At 63.0% G+C, this 17,329-nt stretch carries 14 protein-coding genes and 1 pseudogene; 2 read left to right on the forward strand and 13 right to left on the reverse strand.

All coding sequences use genetic code 11. The features are described from left to right. Window positions 1–26 precede the first annotated feature (26 nt). The 6 genes from ACSQ9I_RS22040 to ACSQ9I_RS22065 are packed head-to-tail and all read right to left on the reverse strand — an operon-like array spanning window position 27 to window position 7,220. Entirely contained in the window at window positions 27–992 is a 966-nt protein-coding gene (locus ACSQ9I_RS22040) for a Bug family tripartite tricarboxylate transporter substrate binding protein (RefSeq protein ID WP_436314466.1), read from the reverse strand. Further along, window positions 989–2,098, reverse strand: coding sequence for a CobW family GTP-binding protein (locus tag ACSQ9I_RS22045; protein ID WP_436314467.1), 1,110 nt, complete (start codon window positions 2,096–2,098; stop codon window positions 989–991). The genes ACSQ9I_RS22040 and ACSQ9I_RS22045 overlap by 4 nt, the downstream gene beginning before the upstream one ends. Continuing rightward, on the reverse strand, window positions 2,095–2,469 hold the full coding sequence (locus ACSQ9I_RS22050) for a hypothetical protein (protein WP_436314468.1): 375 nt from the start codon (window positions 2,467–2,469) through the stop codon (window positions 2,095–2,097). The genes ACSQ9I_RS22045 and ACSQ9I_RS22050 overlap by 4 nt, the downstream gene beginning before the upstream one ends. An 8-nt stretch (window positions 2,470–2,477) precedes the next feature. After that, window positions 2,478–4,274: a hydantoinase B/oxoprolinase family protein gene (locus ACSQ9I_RS22055; protein ID WP_436314469.1), complete on the reverse strand. Its 1,797-nt coding sequence runs from the start codon at window positions 4,272–4,274 to the stop codon at window positions 2,478–2,480. Continuing rightward, window positions 4,271–6,355 carry a hydantoinase/oxoprolinase family protein gene (locus tag ACSQ9I_RS22060; RefSeq protein WP_436314470.1) on the reverse strand — a complete coding sequence of 695 codons (2,085 nt, stop codon included), beginning with the start codon at window positions 6,353–6,355 and terminating at the stop codon, window positions 4,271–4,273. Before ACSQ9I_RS22060 ends, ACSQ9I_RS22055 begins: the two co-directional genes overlap by 4 nt. Window positions 6,356–6,368: 13 nt before the next feature. Continuing rightward, on the reverse strand, window positions 6,369–7,220 hold the full coding sequence (locus ACSQ9I_RS22065) for a fumarylacetoacetate hydrolase family protein (protein ID WP_436314471.1): 852 nt from the start codon (window positions 7,218–7,220) through the stop codon (window positions 6,369–6,371). A gap of 154 nt (window positions 7,221–7,374) precedes the next feature. Between ACSQ9I_RS22065 and ACSQ9I_RS22070 the strand changes: the two genes are divergently transcribed. Next, window positions 7,375–8,319, forward strand: a complete 945-nt coding sequence (locus ACSQ9I_RS22070) for a LysR family transcriptional regulator (protein WP_436314472.1) — start codon at window positions 7,375–7,377, stop codon at window positions 8,317–8,319. A gap of 109 nt (window positions 8,320–8,428) precedes the next feature. On the opposite strand, the gene ACSQ9I_RS22075 is transcribed toward ACSQ9I_RS22070, so the two are convergent. Beyond that, window positions 8,429–8,854 carry a hypothetical protein gene (locus ACSQ9I_RS22075; protein ID WP_436314473.1) on the reverse strand — a complete coding sequence of 142 codons (426 nt, stop codon included), beginning with the start codon at window positions 8,852–8,854 and terminating at the stop codon, window positions 8,429–8,431. Window positions 8,855–9,398: 544 nt separating this feature from the next. On the opposite strand from ACSQ9I_RS22075, the gene ACSQ9I_RS22080 reads away from it, so the two are divergent. After that, window positions 9,399–9,923, forward strand: a complete 525-nt coding sequence (locus ACSQ9I_RS22080) for a hypothetical protein (protein ID WP_436314474.1) — start codon at window positions 9,399–9,401, stop codon at window positions 9,921–9,923. A 101-nt stretch (window positions 9,924–10,024) separates the two neighbouring features. Here ACSQ9I_RS22080 and ACSQ9I_RS22085 read toward each other — a convergent pair whose 3' ends face one another. The 6 genes and pseudogenes from ACSQ9I_RS22085 to thpR all read right to left on the reverse strand — a co-directional run bounded on the left by ACSQ9I_RS22085 (window position 10,025) and on the right by thpR (window position 16,546). Beyond that, entirely contained in the window at window positions 10,025–10,933 is a 909-nt protein-coding gene (locus ACSQ9I_RS22085) for a serine hydrolase domain-containing protein (RefSeq protein WP_436314475.1), read from the reverse strand. 45 nt (window positions 10,934–10,978) lie between these two features. Further along, window positions 10,979–11,290 carry a hypothetical protein gene (locus ACSQ9I_RS22090; RefSeq protein WP_436314476.1) on the reverse strand — a complete coding sequence of 104 codons (312 nt, stop codon included), beginning with the start codon at window positions 11,288–11,290 and terminating at the stop codon, window positions 10,979–10,981. A gap of 100 nt (window positions 11,291–11,390) precedes the next feature. Continuing rightward, window positions 11,391–11,927: a CbrC family protein gene (locus tag ACSQ9I_RS22095; RefSeq protein WP_436314477.1), complete on the reverse strand. Its 537-nt coding sequence runs from the start codon at window positions 11,925–11,927 to the stop codon at window positions 11,391–11,393. Between the two features lie 408 nt (window positions 11,928–12,335). Continuing rightward, window positions 12,336–13,472: an IS110 family transposase gene (locus ACSQ9I_RS22100; RefSeq protein WP_436314478.1), complete on the reverse strand. Its 1,137-nt coding sequence runs from the start codon at window positions 13,470–13,472 to the stop codon at window positions 12,336–12,338. A 576-nt stretch (window positions 13,473–14,048) separates the two neighbouring features. Further along, a pseudogene (locus ACSQ9I_RS22105) lies at window positions 14,049–14,950 on the reverse strand (DMT family transporter). Between the two features lie 1,002 nt (window positions 14,951–15,952). Further along, on the reverse strand, window positions 15,953–16,546 hold the full coding sequence (gene thpR / locus ACSQ9I_RS22110) for an RNA 2',3'-cyclic phosphodiesterase (RefSeq protein ID WP_436314479.1): 594 nt from the start codon (window positions 16,544–16,546) through the stop codon (window positions 15,953–15,955). Window positions 16,547–17,329 lie beyond the last annotated feature (783 nt).

A 17,329-nucleotide genomic window follows, 5' to 3' on the forward strand; every position in this document is an offset into this window, starting at 1 on the left:
ATGAAGCGTGGCGATGGCGTCTGTCGTCACTCTGGCTTGAAGCCTGCACTCTTGAGGAGTTCAGCGCTTTGGGACACGAAACCAGCGACATAGCGTTTGAACTGGTCGACGTCCTGAGTCACAGGCTCGACGCCAAGGCTTGCCAGCGCGCCAGACTTGCCCAACTCAGACATAGATTTGTTGATGGCAGTGTTGAGCAACTGGACCCGATCGGCGGGTGTGCCCTTGGGCGCCCACACGCCGTACCACGACCCGTATGTGAAGCCCGGCAGCCCGCTCTCCTGCACTGTCGGAACGTCAGGCGCTAGCGGGCTGCGTTTGGCTGAAGTGATTGCGATGGGCCGGACGCGGCCCGCCTTGGCCAACGGCAGCACAGAGATCATCGAGTCCATCAGGAGCTGCACGTGTCCGCCCCCTACATCCACCAACGCAGGTTGGGTGCCCTTGTAAGGCACATAGGTGAACTTCACGTTGCCCTGCTTCGCCAGAAGCAGCGTGGCCAGGTGACTTGGCGCGCCTGCAGCCGGAATGGCCGCTGTCCACTTGTCCGGCTCCTTCTTCGCCGCAGCCAGCACGTCCGTGAGCTTCCGAGGCTCGAGCTGGGGCGCGATGACGAGCATCAGCGGTGCCTCGGCAACGCGCGCAATCGGGGAGAAGTCCGTTTGCGGGTCGTAAGGCGGCGTCGCGACGACCTCCTTGGCCAGCACGTGCGTGGCTGCGGAGAACAGCAGCGTATAGCCGTCGGCGGTAGCGGTCTGGACTGCCTTGCCACCCAGCGCGCCGTTCGCGCCGGCACGGTTTTCCACAATCACCGACACCCCGAGCTGCGTGTGTAGCTGGTTGGCCAGCAGGCGCGCGATGTTGTCTACACCGCCTCCCGCAGCAAAAGGAACGACGATGCGGATCAAGCGGTCAGGGAATTTGCCAGTCTGCGCCCATGCGGGCGCGACCGCGAGCATCGCGCACGCGACCAATACTTTCAGTGATTTCATGGAGTCTCCGTTGATTTAGATGAGGGGTCCGGTGAAGAGGCAGCGGGCGGTCTCGGGCGTCGTCGCCGCTCGAAGACGCGCAGCGACTCGTCCATCGACTCTGCATCGACGCCTCGGGTGATGAACACAATCCGGGTGCGTCTGTCCGCGCTTGGCCAGGCCGGCAGTGACTCGGGCGGCTGGTACAGGTGCTGTACGCCATGGAACACGAGCGGCTGTTCCGGCTGCTCCTGCAGGTTGACGATTCCTTTCACGCGCAGCAGGTCTTCGCCCCGCATCGCGATCACCATGTCGAGCCAGGCAAAGAAGCTGTCTCGCGGCAACGGATCGTCGCGAGCGATCACGAATGAAGTAATTCCGCCCGAGTGGGCGGGTGCATCACCCGCTTCGCCAGTGGTTGCCACCGGTCTGTAGAAGGATCCACTCTCCGCGGAGAAAGACCGCGCGTCGCTGGCGGGTGTCTGCATCGTCTGCCGCAGCACCGCCACGTACTCTCCGCGCTCCTGATGCACTGCAGCTGTCGGGTTCAAGCTCCTCAAGCGGTCAAGCAACTCCTGGGAGATCGGTTCGCCCAGCAGATCGGCCTTTGTGAGAAAAAGGTGATCGGCCATGGCGACCTGTCTGGCGGCTTCGGAATAACGATCGAGCGTGCCATGCGCCAGAACGGCGTCGACGGTGCAGCACACGCCGGCCAATGTGAAGCGATCCTTGACGGCGGGCTCTCCCATCACGGTCCGGAGGATCGGCGCAGGGTCGGCGAGACCGCTCGTCTCGATCAATACATGGCGCAATGCTGAACCACCCGATGCGCCGCGTTCCGCGAGACCCACCAGCGCACCGATGAGATCGCCGCGCACCGCACAACACATGCAGCCGTTGGCCAACAGGATGGTGTCCTCCGTCGTGTTGGCGATCAGGTCGTGGTCGATACCGATTTCACCGAACTCGTTGACGATGACTGCGGTGCCGTGCAGATCAGGCTCGCGCAGCAGCTCGTTGAGGAGCGTCGTCTTGCCGCTGCCAAGGAATCCGGTCAGGACCGTCACAGGGACGCGCACCTGCCCGGGCTGGTCGGCTCCCAGCAACGAGGAAAAGTGGCCGGTCATGACTCGCCCTGCTGACGCCGGCCGTGAAGTTCAGCGAAGGATTTCAAGGTTCGTTCCAGCCTTGTCAGCACCCATTCGCTCGCCTCGGCGGGAAACTCGTCGCGCTCAAGATCTTCCAAGAGAGTCTGAAGCGGGAGACCGGTGGCTTCAGACGTCGGGCGTGCCCGGAAGAATTTCTCCACTTCGACAACACCTGAGCGAAGGCCTTGATCCTCGAGGTATTCCACGATGTCCAGCTCGAAGTCGACCAGCTGGAGGCTCACGCCGCCGGCGCCGCAGCCGCAACTGGAGCCGAGTGCAACGTGACGCATCGCAAGTTCGCTCCACAGGCGTGAGAGCCTGGAGGCGCGCTGCGACACGTCATCGGCCATGGCGAGGCTCACTGTCCGTCCCAGGCGACGTCGAGGGAGGCACCATTGCGCGAGGCTTTCGGTGCCTTGCGAAGCGTGCGGGTGGCCTCTTGGTCGACCTGCCCCTTGGAGTCCAGGGCGACGCAATAGACCTGACGTGCCACGTCACTGCTGACGTAGCCCTCGCGCACGTCCTCTGCGACCAGGTCCATGTCGCGTGCAAGCGGATCGCCGAAGCCGCCACCGCCGCCCGACAGCATCTTGTAGGCGTCGCCGCGCTCCAGCCGCACGTTGAAGATCTTTGCGTTCAGGTGGTCGGTCTTCCACTCACCCTTGTGACGCACGGCGAGGCCGTTGCCCATGGCGTCCCCGCCACCTTCCAGGCCCCATGGCTTGCAGTGGACGCGATCGATGCGGGTGGTGACGGTGAAAGGCGACAGCGCCTGCACCACCATCTCCGCGCCCAGACCACCGCGGTACTGACCGGCGCCGGCACTGTCCTGGCGAATCTGGTACTTCTCGACCAGCACCGGGTACTTGGCCTCGAGCTGCTCGGTCGGACTGTTGTGGGTGTCGCCGTCGTTGATGCAGACCGTGACCGAGACGCCGTCTTCCGTCGACTTGGCGCCCCATCCTCCGCCCAGCGGTCCGATGCCGACGATGAAGAGTCGCCCGTCCTCCGGGGAAATGCCGTGGATGTTGGGAAACACCAGGTCGGCGTGGTGACCTGCGATCGAGCGGTCTGGGATGGCTGGCGCCAGCGCTTTGAAGATGGTGTCGATCACCGTCATCGGAAAGGTCATCCACACCCGCATCGGATACGGCCGCTCGGCACTGATCACCGTGCCCATCGGCATGATCACCTTCAGCGAGCGGAAGCTTCCGTCGTTGACCGGGTAGTCGGTCGGCGTGGTCAGGCACTTGTAGGCCACCTGCGCGCAGGCGATGCCGGTCGTGAAGCCCGAGTTGTAGAAGCCGCGGACTTGCTTGCTGACGTCGGACAAGTCCACCGTCATCTCTTCACCGGTGACGGTCACCTTGACGCGGATCGGGATGCGCTTGCCAATCTCGAGTCCGTCGTCGTCCATGAAGGACTCCGCCTCATACACGCCATCGGGAATTGACAGGGTGTTCTTGCGCGCCACGGCCTCCGAAGAATCCATGATCTGGCGGATCGAGCCGTTCACTGCATCCACGCCATAGCGCTGCAGAAGCTCCGCGTAGCGGCGCTCGCCTGTGGTGATGGCCGTGATCTGAGCGCGCAGGTCCCCCAACGCCCGATCGGCCAGCCGCACGTTCATCGCGATGATGTCGATCAGGTCCTGGTTGACCACGCTTTCGCGTTGGTACTTCATGATGGGAATCTGGATCCCCTCGCTGAAGATGTCGGTGGTCACGTTGCCGAGCGTGCCGCCCACGTCGAGCCAGTGCGCCATGCAGCAGGTGAATCCTTCGAGCTTGCCCTCGTGGAACACCGGCATCGTGAACGTGAAGTGGTTCAGATGGCTGCCGGTGGTATAGGCATCGTTTGTGACCAGGATGTCGCCTGGCAGGATGTTCTCGTAGCCGAAGTGCCTGATCTTGGCCTTCACCGTCTCGGACATGCCTCGAATGAACATCGGCAGGCCCAGGCCGATCGAGACCGTGTCGCCCTCCTTGGTGAAGAGCCCGACGGTGAAGTCCAGCGCCTCGTAGATGATCAGGTTGTAGGCCGTGCGCGTGAGGTTGGTTTTCATCTCCTCCGTCACGGCGTACAGGCCGTTGCGGATGATCTCAACGGTGACCGGGTCAACCGCGGCCGCTTGGGTTTTAAGAGTGCTGCTCATGACCGGTCGCTCCCGATGGAAATTTGAAGGTTGCCGAGTTCGTCCACGCGCATCTCATCGCCTGGTTGCATCACGGTGGTGGAGGCGTGCTCCTCGATCAGCGCCGGGCCGCTAACAACGTTGCCCGAGCGCAGCAGGTCGCGCTTGTAGACGGGCGTGTCGGCCCAGCCGCCGGAGCGGAAGTACACCGGCTTGACGGTGCGCACCGCCGCTTTCTCGGGCTTGGACGAACCCTCGTCCACGCGGTGCTTGGGCGGCTTCTTCATGATGCCAAGCACGGTGACGCGCAAGCTCACGAGGTCGGCCGGTTCTTTCGGTGCCGAAGTGCCGTAGCGCACCTTGTGCAGTTCGTCGAATTGCTGCTTGATCGCCGATCGGTCCTTGCCCTCGAAGAACGCCATCGGAAGGTCGACCGTCACCGCGTGCTCCTGGCCCACGTAGCGCATGTCGGCGGCGCGCTCGATCACAACCCCGTCCGCCTTCACGCCGGACTGCGCCAGCGCGGCGCGGCCTTCGTCTTCCATCGTCTTGTAGGCGGATTCAATTTCCTCGAAGGAGACGTCGTTGAGCTTGCGGAACACCGAGCGCACGTAGTCATAGCGCAGGTCGGAGAACAGCATCCCATAGGCCGAGAAGTAGCCTGGCGCGTACGGAATCAGCACTTTGCGGATGCCGATCTCGCGTGCGATCGCCGAGGCGTGCAGCGGGCCGGCGCCGCCGTACACCACCATGGTGAAGCTGCCGGCGTCCAGGCCGCGTTCGGTGGTCACCGCCTTCACTGCGTGCGACATCTGCGTCACCGCGATGCGCAGGATGCCGTCGGCCGCTTCGGTTGGGTCCAGGCCCAGAGGCCCGGCCACGCGCTCAGCCATCTGACGCTTGCAGCCTTCCATGTCGAGCTTGAGTTCCCCGCCCAGGAAGTTGTCGGCGTCGAGCCGGCCTAGCACGAGGTTGGCGTCGGTCACGGTCGGCTCCTTGCCGCCGCGGCCATACGCCACGGGGCCGGGGATGGAGCCGGCGCTTTGCGGCCCCACACGCAGCGCGTTTCCGGTCTCGACGCGGGCGATCGAGCCACCGCCGGTGCCGACCTCGTGGATGTCCATCATCGGAATCTGGATCGGCAGCGCGCGCTCGTAGCCGCCGATCAGCGCCGAGCCTGTCGTGAGCGGCCGGCCCTTGCTGATCACGCCCGCCTTGGCCGTCGTGCCGCCCATGTCGAACGCGATCGCATCACCCATGCCGAGTTGCGCACAGATGGCCTGCGCACCGATCACGCCGGCCGCGGGGCCCGACTCAAGCATCCGAACGCAGCCGACGCGTGCATGCTCGATCGGAAACAGGCCGCCGGTCGACTGCACGACGTAGAAGTCGCCGCCGAAGCCCTTGTCGGAAAGGTGCGTCTCGAGCTGACCGAGGTATTCGGAGACACGGGGCCCGACGTAAGCGTTGGCCACGACGGTGGAAACGCGCTCGAACTCGCGGTATTCCTGCGAAAGCTCGTGCGAAGCGGAAACGAAGGCGTTCGGAAGCTCTTCCTGCAGGATCTGTTTGACACGCTGCTCGTGCGCCGGATTGCGATACGAGTGCAGGAGCAGCACCGCCACCGCCTCGATGTTCTGGCCCTTCAACTCGCGGGCCAGCTCGCGCACGGCGCCCTCGTCCAGCGGCTTGTGCAGGCTGCCGTCGGCGCGAAGTCGCTCGGCCACTTCGAAGCGCAGCGAGCGCTTGACCAACGGCTGGTGTTTGTTGAAGAAGAGGTTGTAGGCATCCGGACGGTTCACGCGGCCGATCTCGTAGATGTCCCGAAAGCCTTCCGTGATCAGCAGCGCGGTGTTGGCGCCGTTGCGCTCCAGCAGCGTGTTGATGGCGATGGTGGAGCCATGTAGGAACAGTTGGCCATTGCGCACATCGATGTCGGCGCTGTCCAAGGTGGCCTGGATGCCATTGACGAGCTGACCGTGCGTCGAAAGTGCCTTGCCGAACAGCAGCTTGCCGGTGGACTCGTCGAAGGCGGCCATGTCGGTGAAGGTGCCGCCAATGTCGACCGCGATGCGCAGGTTGGGTGTGGATCTGGTTGCCATGGTTTCGCGGCGCTCAGGCTGCCGTTCCGATGCGGTTGCGGAGAATGCCGAGGCCGGTGATCTCCACCTCGACCACGTCGCCTTCCTTCATGTACAGCGGTGGTTCGCGGCGGTCGCCGACGCCGCCCGGCGTTCCGGTGGCGATCACGTCGCCGGGCGACAGCGGCGTGAAGCGCGAGATGTACTCGACCAGGACGGGGATGTCGAAGATCAGGTCGTCGATGCTCGCGTGCTGCATCACGTTGCCGTTGACCCGCGTCTCCAGCGTCAGCTTGGTGACGTCCGGCACCTCATCGCGGGTCACCAGGTAGGGGCCGAACGGGGCAGTGCCGGGGAAGTTCTTGCCCGGCGTGAACTGGTGCGTGTGGCGCTGCCAGTCGCGTACGCTGATGTCGTTCAGGCAGGCATAGCCCGCGATGTGCTCGAAGGCCTGCGCCTTCGGGATGTGGCGGCCGCCCTTGCCGATCACGAAGGCCAGTTCGCCTTCCCAGTCGAAGCGCTCCGAGAAGGCCGGGCGCAGCACGACGTCTTCGTGCGCCGCCAACGTGTCGTTGAAGCGAAGGAACAATGACGGGTATTCGCTGTCGCCGCGCTTGGTCTCGGCGACGTGGGTCTTGTAGTTCAAGCCCACGCAGATCAGCTTGGGTGGGTTGGGAATCACCGGGAGCGCGTGCACCGCGCTCGCCTGCACGGAGTTCCCGCTTGCCGCCGCCGCCTGCTCGAGTTCGCGCAAGGCGTCGGCCCGCAGCACCGACACCAGGTCCGGGTAGCGGCCGAGGAAGTCGGCCGGCGGCAGTTGGTAGCGCTCTTCCTGGACCACTCCGTAGGTGGCCTGCCCGGCGTGTATGAAGCTGGCGAGTTTCAAATGGGTCTCCTTGGATTCATCACTGCGTTGGTTGCTCGAAATGATCAGTTCGCAGCGGGTACAGGGACTGTAAAAATCCAGAAGCTCTTCGCATAGATAGAATTCAGAGCAATCAGACTTGCCAGATTTGGCATGGCCCACGCGGGTAACCCCTATGAACGTCGCGACCGTCAAGCTCTTCCTGGAGGTGCTGGAGGCTGGCAGCCTGAGCAAGGTTGCGGCCCGCCGCCAGACGGTGCAGTCGCACATCAGCCGCCAGATCAGTGACTTCGAGGCGACCTTTGGCGGACCGCTTTTCCGGCGAACGGGTAGGGGTGTCGCGCCGACCGAGTTGGGCGAGCGCGCTGCGGTGCGGTTACGTTCCTGGCTGCTGGAGACAGACCGGCTGGCTCAGGAGCTTCGCGAGGAATCGGGCAAACTGCTTGGGGAGGTCCGCCTGGGCGTCATCCCGTCCGCAGCGCATCCGCTGATGACTCGGCTTTTTCAACGCCTGCAGGTCGAGCACCCGGGCATCCGCCTCAACATCGCCGAGGCTCAGGGCACTGAACTCAACGCGATGCTCGATAGCGGCGCCGTCGACATGGCGATCCTCTTTCGATTCAATCGCCCAAGCGGCCACGAAGAAAAACTGCTGAGCGTTGCGCATACCTATCTGATCGCTGCACCGGGCGACGAGCTCACGAAAGAACCCACGGTGAACTTCTCGCGCCTGTCGGGTCTGCGCCTCGTGCTACCTCGCCGTCCCAGTCACTGGCGCAATGCGCTTGACGAAGCAGCTCGGAGCTTGGGGTTCACTCTGACGCCTATCGCCGAAGTTGATTCGTTGACGATGCAGAAGGAACTCGTGGCGAGCACGACTGGGCTCTATTCAATGATGGGGCCGTATTCGATTGCCGAGGAACTTCAACGGGGCCGTCTTCAAGCCAGCAAGCTCGTCAAGCCGGATCTCTTTCGCCACGTGACTCTGGCGTTCCCTAAGCAGGGGAAGCTTTCCCCTGCCTGCAAGGTGGTCGCCGAGATCATTCAACAGTTGGTCAACGCCTGGGGGAGCCTAACCGAGCCCACAGCCGATGAGGAGTCCGGCCACGCCCACAACTGACAGGCGCACGCGACCCCAGGCTCAGATCCAGCGCACGCCATGAAAAGGCGATTGTGTGCAATTTGACGTCAAAACCGAACGACTGGTTTTGGCCGAGTCCTGCCTGTGGTCAGTTTGCCGAAACCTGGAACGCGTGGAACTCCCGAGCTGCATCGACTGCTTCCGGCTCGGCATTCGGCGCGGTAGCGGCGGCCGACAGCAACCCGAGCAGGCGTGCCTTCCGTTGTCCGTCTCGCTCGCCATTGATGAGGCGGTTCAGCATCCACAAGGTGTGGGCGGTGGGTTTCCTTTCGACCGAAGCAATCAGCTCACCTTCGTAGCCTTGGCCATGAAACCGTTCAACGAAGTGAACCAACGGTCCAGGCGTGCCTAAGTCCCAGTCGCTGTGAGCTTCCATGAAGCGCAAGACCGGCTCAACAGCGGCGACGCCCACATTTGCACTGAGCCAGCTTTGAACGAGGTCATCGCCAAGGTCGGCAAGGTGCTGGTCGGATGCGATGCTCGCGAGGCTCTGGGTAACTTCGTTTTTTGTCATTTCTTGGCTCACTGAAGCTCGGCTTTGAACGTCCGTTCCTGGCCGACTGTAGCCGCTGGCTACCCGCGGCTGTCACTGAGGAATGCCGCAACCTTCTCGGCCAAGGTTGGGTCGGCAGACCGTACCGCCAAAGTTGAGGCCTCCCCAGGGATTGGGTCAACAGTGACATGCTGCCCGGGCGCGCCGCGAAGGGACAGTGTCAGTTCGGTCCACTCCTCGTCGTCCGGTGTTTGACTGTTCCCGTCGGAGTCGATGTTGCAGCCGGCTCCCCACAGATGCGCCGCGAGTTTCCAGTACGCAGGACGACGTCCGGCCGAGCTGATGTGCACGACGTGCGTTGAGGATGATGGTCTTGAGGTCATGTCACCAAGGTCCGGTTGTGGCCGCATCCTGCCTTACGTCGAGTGGGTGTGCACGCGCTTCGCGGCGGTATCCGGCAAGGTCCCTTGCGGTCATGGCGTCCGCTCGAAAGCGGTCGTCGCATGCCGCAGGCAGGTAGGATTCGGCGGCCGATGTTGGCAGAAGACGGGCTGGGGAAGCACTGATGGGCGTTCGAGTAAAGACGGGAGACCTCTTCTGCGTTCCCCTCAACGACGCCGCCTTCGGCCTGGGCGTCATCGCGGCGGATTGGCGTTCGGAGCTCTACATCGTGCTCTTCGCCGAGACGGTCCCAAGCCCACAGGCAGCCGTCGTCAACACCGCCGTACTAACACCGCTGCTGGCGTCCTCCTCGCTCGATGCAAAGCTGTTTGTCGGCGACTGGCCTATCCTCCGACGTGGGACCGACAGCGCGGCATTCAGTCAGCCCATCTACAAGGTGGAGGAGCCTGATGGCACCATCGCCGAGTCATTCGACCGCAAGCTCCGCATCCCAATCTCGGCCAATGTCGCGGAAAGACTTCAGTACCGAAAAGGCGTCGCGCCGGTCCGGTTGGAGAAGGCATTGGCAGCGCATCACGGCTTTGGAGAGTGGCTCGCTCACTTCGATGAGCTTCTGTACGTCAATGTCCTGCGCTCGAACACGGTACTGGCGGAGTCTGGACTTCTTCCCACCGTGCGTCCGAACTGAACGTCGGGTCTTGGCCGACTGTAGCCGGTCGGCGGATCGGAGCTTCGGGCCGGAAGCTGTCTTATGCACTTCCTGAAACCAGACCCTCAGAGCCCGCATCATCAATCGCCAGACTTCTCAGGCTTCAGGGTTGCCGACAGGCGATTAACGACCTCGCCTTCAGCAAAGCCTTCGCCGGAGCCCTCACGAAAGACGGCGCAGCTCGCCGTGTCAACACCATAGGCGCTGCGGTAGACGGCCACTACGCTGCCCGGCCCAGCTCCGGTGTGTCCGCACAAGGTCAGACCCGTATCCACCACGCCTTGCATCAGGCCGAGGCCATATCCCGGCGAAGTCCAAGGGCGCCCAGGAAGAGGTCCGCCGAGGGGGCGTGCTGCTTGCATCTCCTGCAGCAGCGAATCAGGCAGGAGGTGTCCAGCCAGCAGGCGGTCTAGAAAAAGGGCTGCGTCCGAGAGAGGGCCGACAAGCAAGCCGTGATAAACCCATCCAGGGTCATAAGTGGATGCGGCCCCCAGACACACGCCATCCAAGTCAGCTCGCGTCTTTGCGGCGCGAACTCGCGACAAGCCCAGCGGCGCCAACGCTCGTTGCTTCAGCGCTTCCTCAAGCGCGAGTCCTGTCACACGTTCGATAAGCCTCGCTACGTACATGTAGCCGACGTTCGAATACCGCCAACCGGCTCCAGGCGCATAACGCAACCTCGTAGCATCGAGGCGTTGCACCATTTCATCCGCCGGCCAGGGCGCCTCGCCGCGAGCAACGGCAGCGTGGTATTCGACAAGCTCGCCATAGTCAGCCAGCCCGGCTTCATGTCTCAGCAGCTGACGCAGCGTGAACGGACCTTCAAGGACTGCGTCATCGAGTCGAACCAACCCATCACGCACCAGTGACAGGGACACTGCCGATAGCACTGCTTTCGTAAAGCTCCACCAGGGAACCACCGCATCGTGCTCTCCGTGCCGCACTGGCGAACCGTTTGATACGAGGGAGAAAAACGTTGAGGAGTGCACTGGATGTGGAATCAGGTTGGCGCATCGAAGGTCCGCTTCTGGCCGTCAGCCGGCGGATGTCTTGAACGACAGGCTCATAAGGCGAGCCCAGTGGTTGACCAGGGCAACGAGGACTTCGGTGACGTACTCCTCGTTCTCGTTTGCGAACATCACAGGTGGGAACCAGTCAGTGATGCCGCCCATGCCGGCTGGCTTTACGCGCTGCGCATGGCGGACAGCCTGCTCCAGGTTCTTGGCTTCGAGGGCAACCAAGCAAAATCCAAGGTCGGCATCTGGCACACCCTGATGGTCACTGATGAACTTGACCAGAGCACGGGTCGCCCGGGTTTGCTCCCGCAGCCATGTATGTTCGTACATCGATTGAAGCCGAGTTTTTGAGGATTCTGACAGGACGCCGACCGTCCGGTCTTGGCCGACTGAAGCCGGTCGCGATGGGCACACGCCCTGACCAAAGCCGTCAGCACAAGTCCCAGCCGAACAGGACTGCCTTGCAATGCCGGCAGACGAACTTGTAGAGCGCCGAATCGCCGCCGGGCCGATAGCCCTCAGTAGCGAAGAGCCAGCCCTTCTCGTCTTGCCTGTACTCTGCAAGCCAATGGCTCTTTGTTTCCTGAGATGCACTCTTTACATCTTCGCTCGATGCATCTCCATGAAATTCGCATGCATCGTTGCAGTGCGCAAGCCACTGCTCCTGCTGCCAGGACTCGTAGCCAGGAGTCCGAAGGTTCACCTCCTCGACAATCTCAGCCGCGATGCCAGCTTGCAGCAGCGGGTGCGCATCCGCGAAGCTCGCGCCAAGATTCACGTGAGCGGAGCCATCCGCGATGCACCATGGGCACAGAACGGGTTCCTGTGGTTGGGTCGAATAGACCGGTCCAACGTAAACAAGCCCGCGCGCCCTCTTGCAACTCGCGCAGACCGTCGCCTTCGGCACAACCATGCCTGTGGCCAATGGGTCAGGGTGATAGGCAAAAGTAGGAAGCGGAACTGACATTTTTCTCTTTTGGAGGTTTGGCTCAAACGACTGCTTCTATGGGGACTCTTTTGTCAAGCCTTTTTGATCAACGTATCGAAGCGGCATTTCATGGCGGCCCCCCAGGTGTTGCTGAGCGGGTGAGGCAGTGGCGCGGCACCCGGTGATGCATCCCTGATTCGAGGTCGGGGTATGGCGAGCGTTCGAGCCAGTGCTCGGACGAACTTCTATCCGTGCAGGGCGTGAACGCCTTGCACCTCATGCTGCATGCGCGCGAAGCGCACCGGCAAACCCCGGTTACCGGCGCGCCCCTTCTTTGGGAACGGTCACTTCTTTGCAGTGACCCGCAGTCGTTTCGGGCGCGTCGACCTTTGATCATGATGATGCGTTCCTTGGCCACCGTGCGTTGGAACAAGGCTGCTCGGGACTTCAGGCAGCGGCCGGCTTGAGCGAGGCTCCGACCGGGATCTCGCCGTACTGCAGATAGCGCCACAGCGCGATCGCCAGCCTCCTCGCCAAGGCGATGATGCCCACCCTACGCATGCGCTTGCCGCCACCAGCGAAGCGCCGGTTGAACCACTGGGTCAAGGCGCTGTCGGGTTGCAGGCGCAGCCAGCTCCAGGCGAGTTCGACCAGCATCGTGCGCGCTCGCTTGTTGCCGGCCTTGCTGATGCCTTGCTCGATCTGGCTGTCGCCGCTCGCATAGGGCGTAGGTGCCAACCCCAGGCAGCCGGCCAGTTCACGCCGGTTGGCGAAGCGCCGCCAGCCATACACCTCCTTGACCAGCACCCAGGCACCCTTGGGCCCGATGGCGCGCAGCTGGGCCAGTTGTGCCACCTGCGGCTGCTTGCCATCGGCCAGTTCCTGGCGTCGCTCGGCCTCCATCGCCTTCATCTGCTGCTTGACCAACGCAAGCCGCGCGCTCTCGCGCTCGATCTCGGCGCGCAAGACAGGCGGCACCTGCTCGCCATGGCGTTCCCACCAGCGCGCCCAGTCGCGTCCGCCGATGATGACGTGCGGGCGCAGGTTGTGCAGCACCAGCAGCGAGCCGATGCGGTTCGTGTGGGCAGTGCGCTCCTGCGTCAGCCGGGCGAATTCGCGGTGCGTGCGGCGCGCGTCTTCGTCCTCGGGCGTGGGCTCATGCAGCACCGACCACACACGCTCGCCGCGGTGATGGCGCAGTAGCATCGCCAACAGCTTGTCGCCATCGATCCGGTCGGTCTTGGCCCGCCTGGCGTGCCGGTTCACCTCGATGCTGGAGGAGTCGACCACGATGTTGTCGATGCCCTGCTCGATCAGCCAGCGGTGCAGCCACCAGCCGTCGCGGCCGGCTTCATAGCAGGAGTGCACCTTGGCCTGCGGCTCGAGCTTGCAGCGCTCCAAGACCTTGCCTATGCAGTGCGCAACTGCGGCCGTGTCGCCCGCATCCACGTTGTACCGGCTCGGGCCGCGGTGGCCATCGCTCGTCGTCACCTTCCAGGACTTGTCGCCGAGCTCGAAGCTCATGTACAACTCGCCCGCGATCGCCGTATCCTTGACTTGTGGGGCTGTCTGGGTTGTCGACATTTCCGTCTCCTTCGCTACAAAGAGGTTGGGAAGTTCCGTTCTAGCTCAACGGGTCTTGCCCGGGGAGTCCCACATAGCATCTTCTGGCCGGAAGCAGGCATACGGTTAAACGACAGCGTGCCCCCGGCCTGCAGCAAGTGACTCGGCACAGCGCTGGTCCCGTCCGACCTCCGACTACTTTCGATGTCCATGACGCGGCTCATCGTCATGTTCGCTGCTCTCGCCTCAGGCCGGCTAGGTCCGGGCCCCGACTGTTTGCGCATTTATTGACCTGTTCAGGCATTTATTGACCTAGAACAAATCGTCGTGTTCTGAGCTAATAAATGCCCAAACGGCGATCCAGGTGGCATGCGGCTCGCCAAGCTCCTCGAGCTTTAGGTCGCCGGCGCAAATGCCCGAACGACGCCCGCCCGCGCAGTTTCGGATGGCAGGTGACTGCTAATAAATGCCCAAACTAGCGCCGCGCATCCCGTGTCGATCGCGACGGCCGCGTTCTCACGAATGCCCTGGGAGCAGAGCGCCAACTAGTTGGGCTCAGAAGGATCTTTCCTGGGACGGAGAGCCTTGGCGCCCGTGTCAGACCTGAGAAGTTGTCTCGCGGCGCAAGGACCAGCCCAGGGTGATTCCGGCAGCCGCGATCAGGATGGCCGCCGAGCCAACGAGTTGCAACGGCTTGAGCCGATGGTCGAAGGCCACGAAGTCCACCACCATGGCGAAGATTGGATAGAGGAAGGAAAGTGCTCCCACCGAGTGCGTCGGCAGTTTCTGGATCGCGCCATACAGTAGAGCGAAGACCAGCCGGTGTACACGACGCCCATCACCACGTAATCGCGCCAGGCCCGATGGTCGGTCGGAAGATTCGTAAAGTCCGCGAAAGGCGCGATCATCAAGGTGCCGAGGCAGACATGAATCAACGCGATGAGGTGCGGCGGTGTGGTGCCCAGCTTCTTGGTCGCAATCGCAGCGACGGCATAGAAGAATGCAGCGCCGAGCGCCATCAGGACGCCGACGATATAGGCGCTTGCAGGGGCGGCGTACGCTGCCGCTGTAGGGCTGGCATAGACAATGAGCAGTACGCCCGCGAAGGCAATGCCAAGCCAAGCGAGCTTGGTGGCGGTGATGCGCTCCGAGAAGAAGAGCGCGCCCAGTCCGACGAGGATAAATGGCTGGGTGTTATAGACCGCGATGGCAACCGAGATCGATGCGCGAGAGAACGATTCGAAGATCAGCAGCCAATTCAGGACGATGGCCGCACCGCCGAGCACGGCCCAGCCGACTTGCTTGAGCGTCAGCGTGCCGACCAGCGTTCTCGTGAGGAAACAGACGATGAGCAGTGTGGCGGCACCGAAGACACACCGCCAGAACAACAGCTGGACTACAGGCTGCCCGGTGTAGATGACGAACCAGCCGATGGTTCCCGAAATCAGCATGGCGGCAACCATCTCGACGGTGCCGCGCACCTTCATGCCGTTGCTCATCGCAGGTTTGCGGTGCTCGGCGGCGCCACGATAACGACAGCGATCTGCGCCTGCCCCGCATCGCGCGCAACGCGGACGCCACTTGGGATCTGAGCGCGCATGGCGTTATCGTTTCTATCCATAACCATTTCCTTCGGAGCGCGATGGTACTCCGTCGCTGCAGGCCCGCGATGTAAGAGGTTCAGCCGGTTGATGTCTCACCTGCCTCTCGCAATCTAACCGTGAACAACTTCACGAAAGCGCGCGCCTGAGTCTTGCCTTCCGATGTCGCAGAACCTGACGGTCGCAGACATTCACAAGGCCATGCGCCCCCACGCCCTATTCGACTCGCTGATGAACGGCCGCCGAGAGCCTCTAACGCCTTGGGAACGCGGTCTACGCCCCGCGAAATCGTCGAATCGGGTTCTGCACTTGGCGCTTGTGCTGGCGGCCGCGCTCGTCGGATTCGCTTGGTCACAGGGATGGCTGACCTTCGTATCCAAAGTCCGGACCGAAGCGCGGCAAGGCGCGCCTACTCCCCTGAGGCCTGGTGCCGTCGCTCCAGCGACAGTGCCTCCTTCGCCGAGCACCTCCGCGTCGCGGGAAGGGCCATCGCCTCGCATCCAGCACGTCACGAGGTGCGTGACAACCACGGGCCAAGCAACGTACTCCGACGTCGCGTGCCCCGCAGGCGCACGCGCTACCCTGGTGGAGGTTCGGCCTGATATCAATCTGGCGGACGGCATGAGTTCTCGGGCTCGAGAGGTATCAATGCGGGAGAACCGGGTTGCCGCTCAGGAGCTTGTGGCCCACGAGCGGCGCGTGGCGATGAATGTTGACAGCACCGTTTTCGAATGCAGCCAACTTGAATCGCTGATCGCATCGTTGGATGCAGCTGCTCGGCAGCCGCTCAACGGCTACCAGCAGGACAGGCTACGCGGCGAACGCAAGCATGCAAGAGACCGTCAGTTTGCCCTCAGGTGCAGATGAAGGACCGTGCGCTCAGCGCGCGTAGCTCGCGCATCAATAGCGCGAAATGACGTTGTAGCGGCCTCCCGCCGACTCCACAAAGACGTGACCCGAGGTGCGCCACTTCACCTCCAATGGTTCAGGCGCTCGCATCAGGAATGAAGCAGATCTGCCCGCATTGCGCGCAAGCGTTATGTGCGGAAGGTACGGCCGAGAATCCACGGGCAGTCCGCTGCGAACGAGCGTTTCGCTCAGCGCCGCATGCAGGTCGAGGAGCGCTGCAGGCGTGTGACTCGCGGTGAGCGCCACGAGGCCTCGGCCCCAGAGTTCGGTGCGGTCAAAGGTGAGCTGGACCGGTCGAGAGGCGACTGCAAACGCGCCGATGAGCTCCGGGAGTCGGCCTCGAGGCATCTGCCCAATGAAGTGCAGCGTGATGTGGATGTTCTCTCGCGGCGTTAGGCGCGCAGTAGCGGGCCAAGGCAGTGACTGCTGCACCTTCGCGACGGCGTCCAGTTCACCTCCACCTGGCCATAGAGCCAGGAATAGACGGCTCGCTGGCAACCTCAGAAATTTGGAGGGCACGCCGGAGCCAAGGTTATCCGCCGGGTGGCCTGAGCAGTTGGAAGTACGAATCCGGGGGAACTGCATCCCGTCCCTCGCAGCATGCTGCCAGAGCAGCTTCTTCGGCCTCGTCAAAGAGGTGCGCCAGCCGACCTTCCTCCTCCGAGAGGCAATCTTCGGCGTCGGACAGCGCAAGACATTCGCCGGCTCGCTTGAAATGGGCCTTGGCAGTGTCCCAGGGGTCTACGCCGGCGCGCTTGAATACTTCCTGGGCTGCCGCCACTCCGCGCGCCTGCTGTTCGGGGGTTGAACCTCTCACATGTACAACCATTTCGGTCATCAAGCACCTCCCGCGCACGTTGGCCGCAGCTGCCTGCAGCAAGCGACACGCGAATTCACATCGCTGGGCATATAGGGGCATCCACACTGTACTGCGGGTCGGCCGAGCTGCTCTGGCGCGCGGATTGCAGACCGACATCGCGGAAATAGCCCCCCCGAACTCACTTTCTGCGCGCGGGCCGTGGTCAGAGGGCCCCGTCGGTCCCGCAACGGCTTCCTTCGCGATGTTGACCCGGGCCATGGCCGACGCCTCCGGCTCGACCGCGACCCCGAGACCGCAAGAGGTTCCCAGATTCTGTCGCAGGTCGCGCGAGCCAGTCTTCAATCCAGTTGCTCGCCTTGACTTCAAATTCCGCAATCAATTCGTCCTCGGTTGCAAAGCCGTGAGCTATGGCCAGACGGCACATGTGCTCACCCTGGCACGCCACGTCGACAGAGCCCCAGAGCAAGCCCTCGGCGTTGAGCGGCGCCATACGAATCGAGATGTGCCATCCATCGCGCTCGATGCTTCTGACCTCGGCACCTTGTTCC

Origin of the sequence: Variovorax sp. LjRoot84, from assembly GCF_964254305.1 — a bacterium.
In the GTDB taxonomy this organism is placed as follows: domain Bacteria; phylum Pseudomonadota; class Gammaproteobacteria; order Burkholderiales; family Burkholderiaceae_C; genus Variovorax.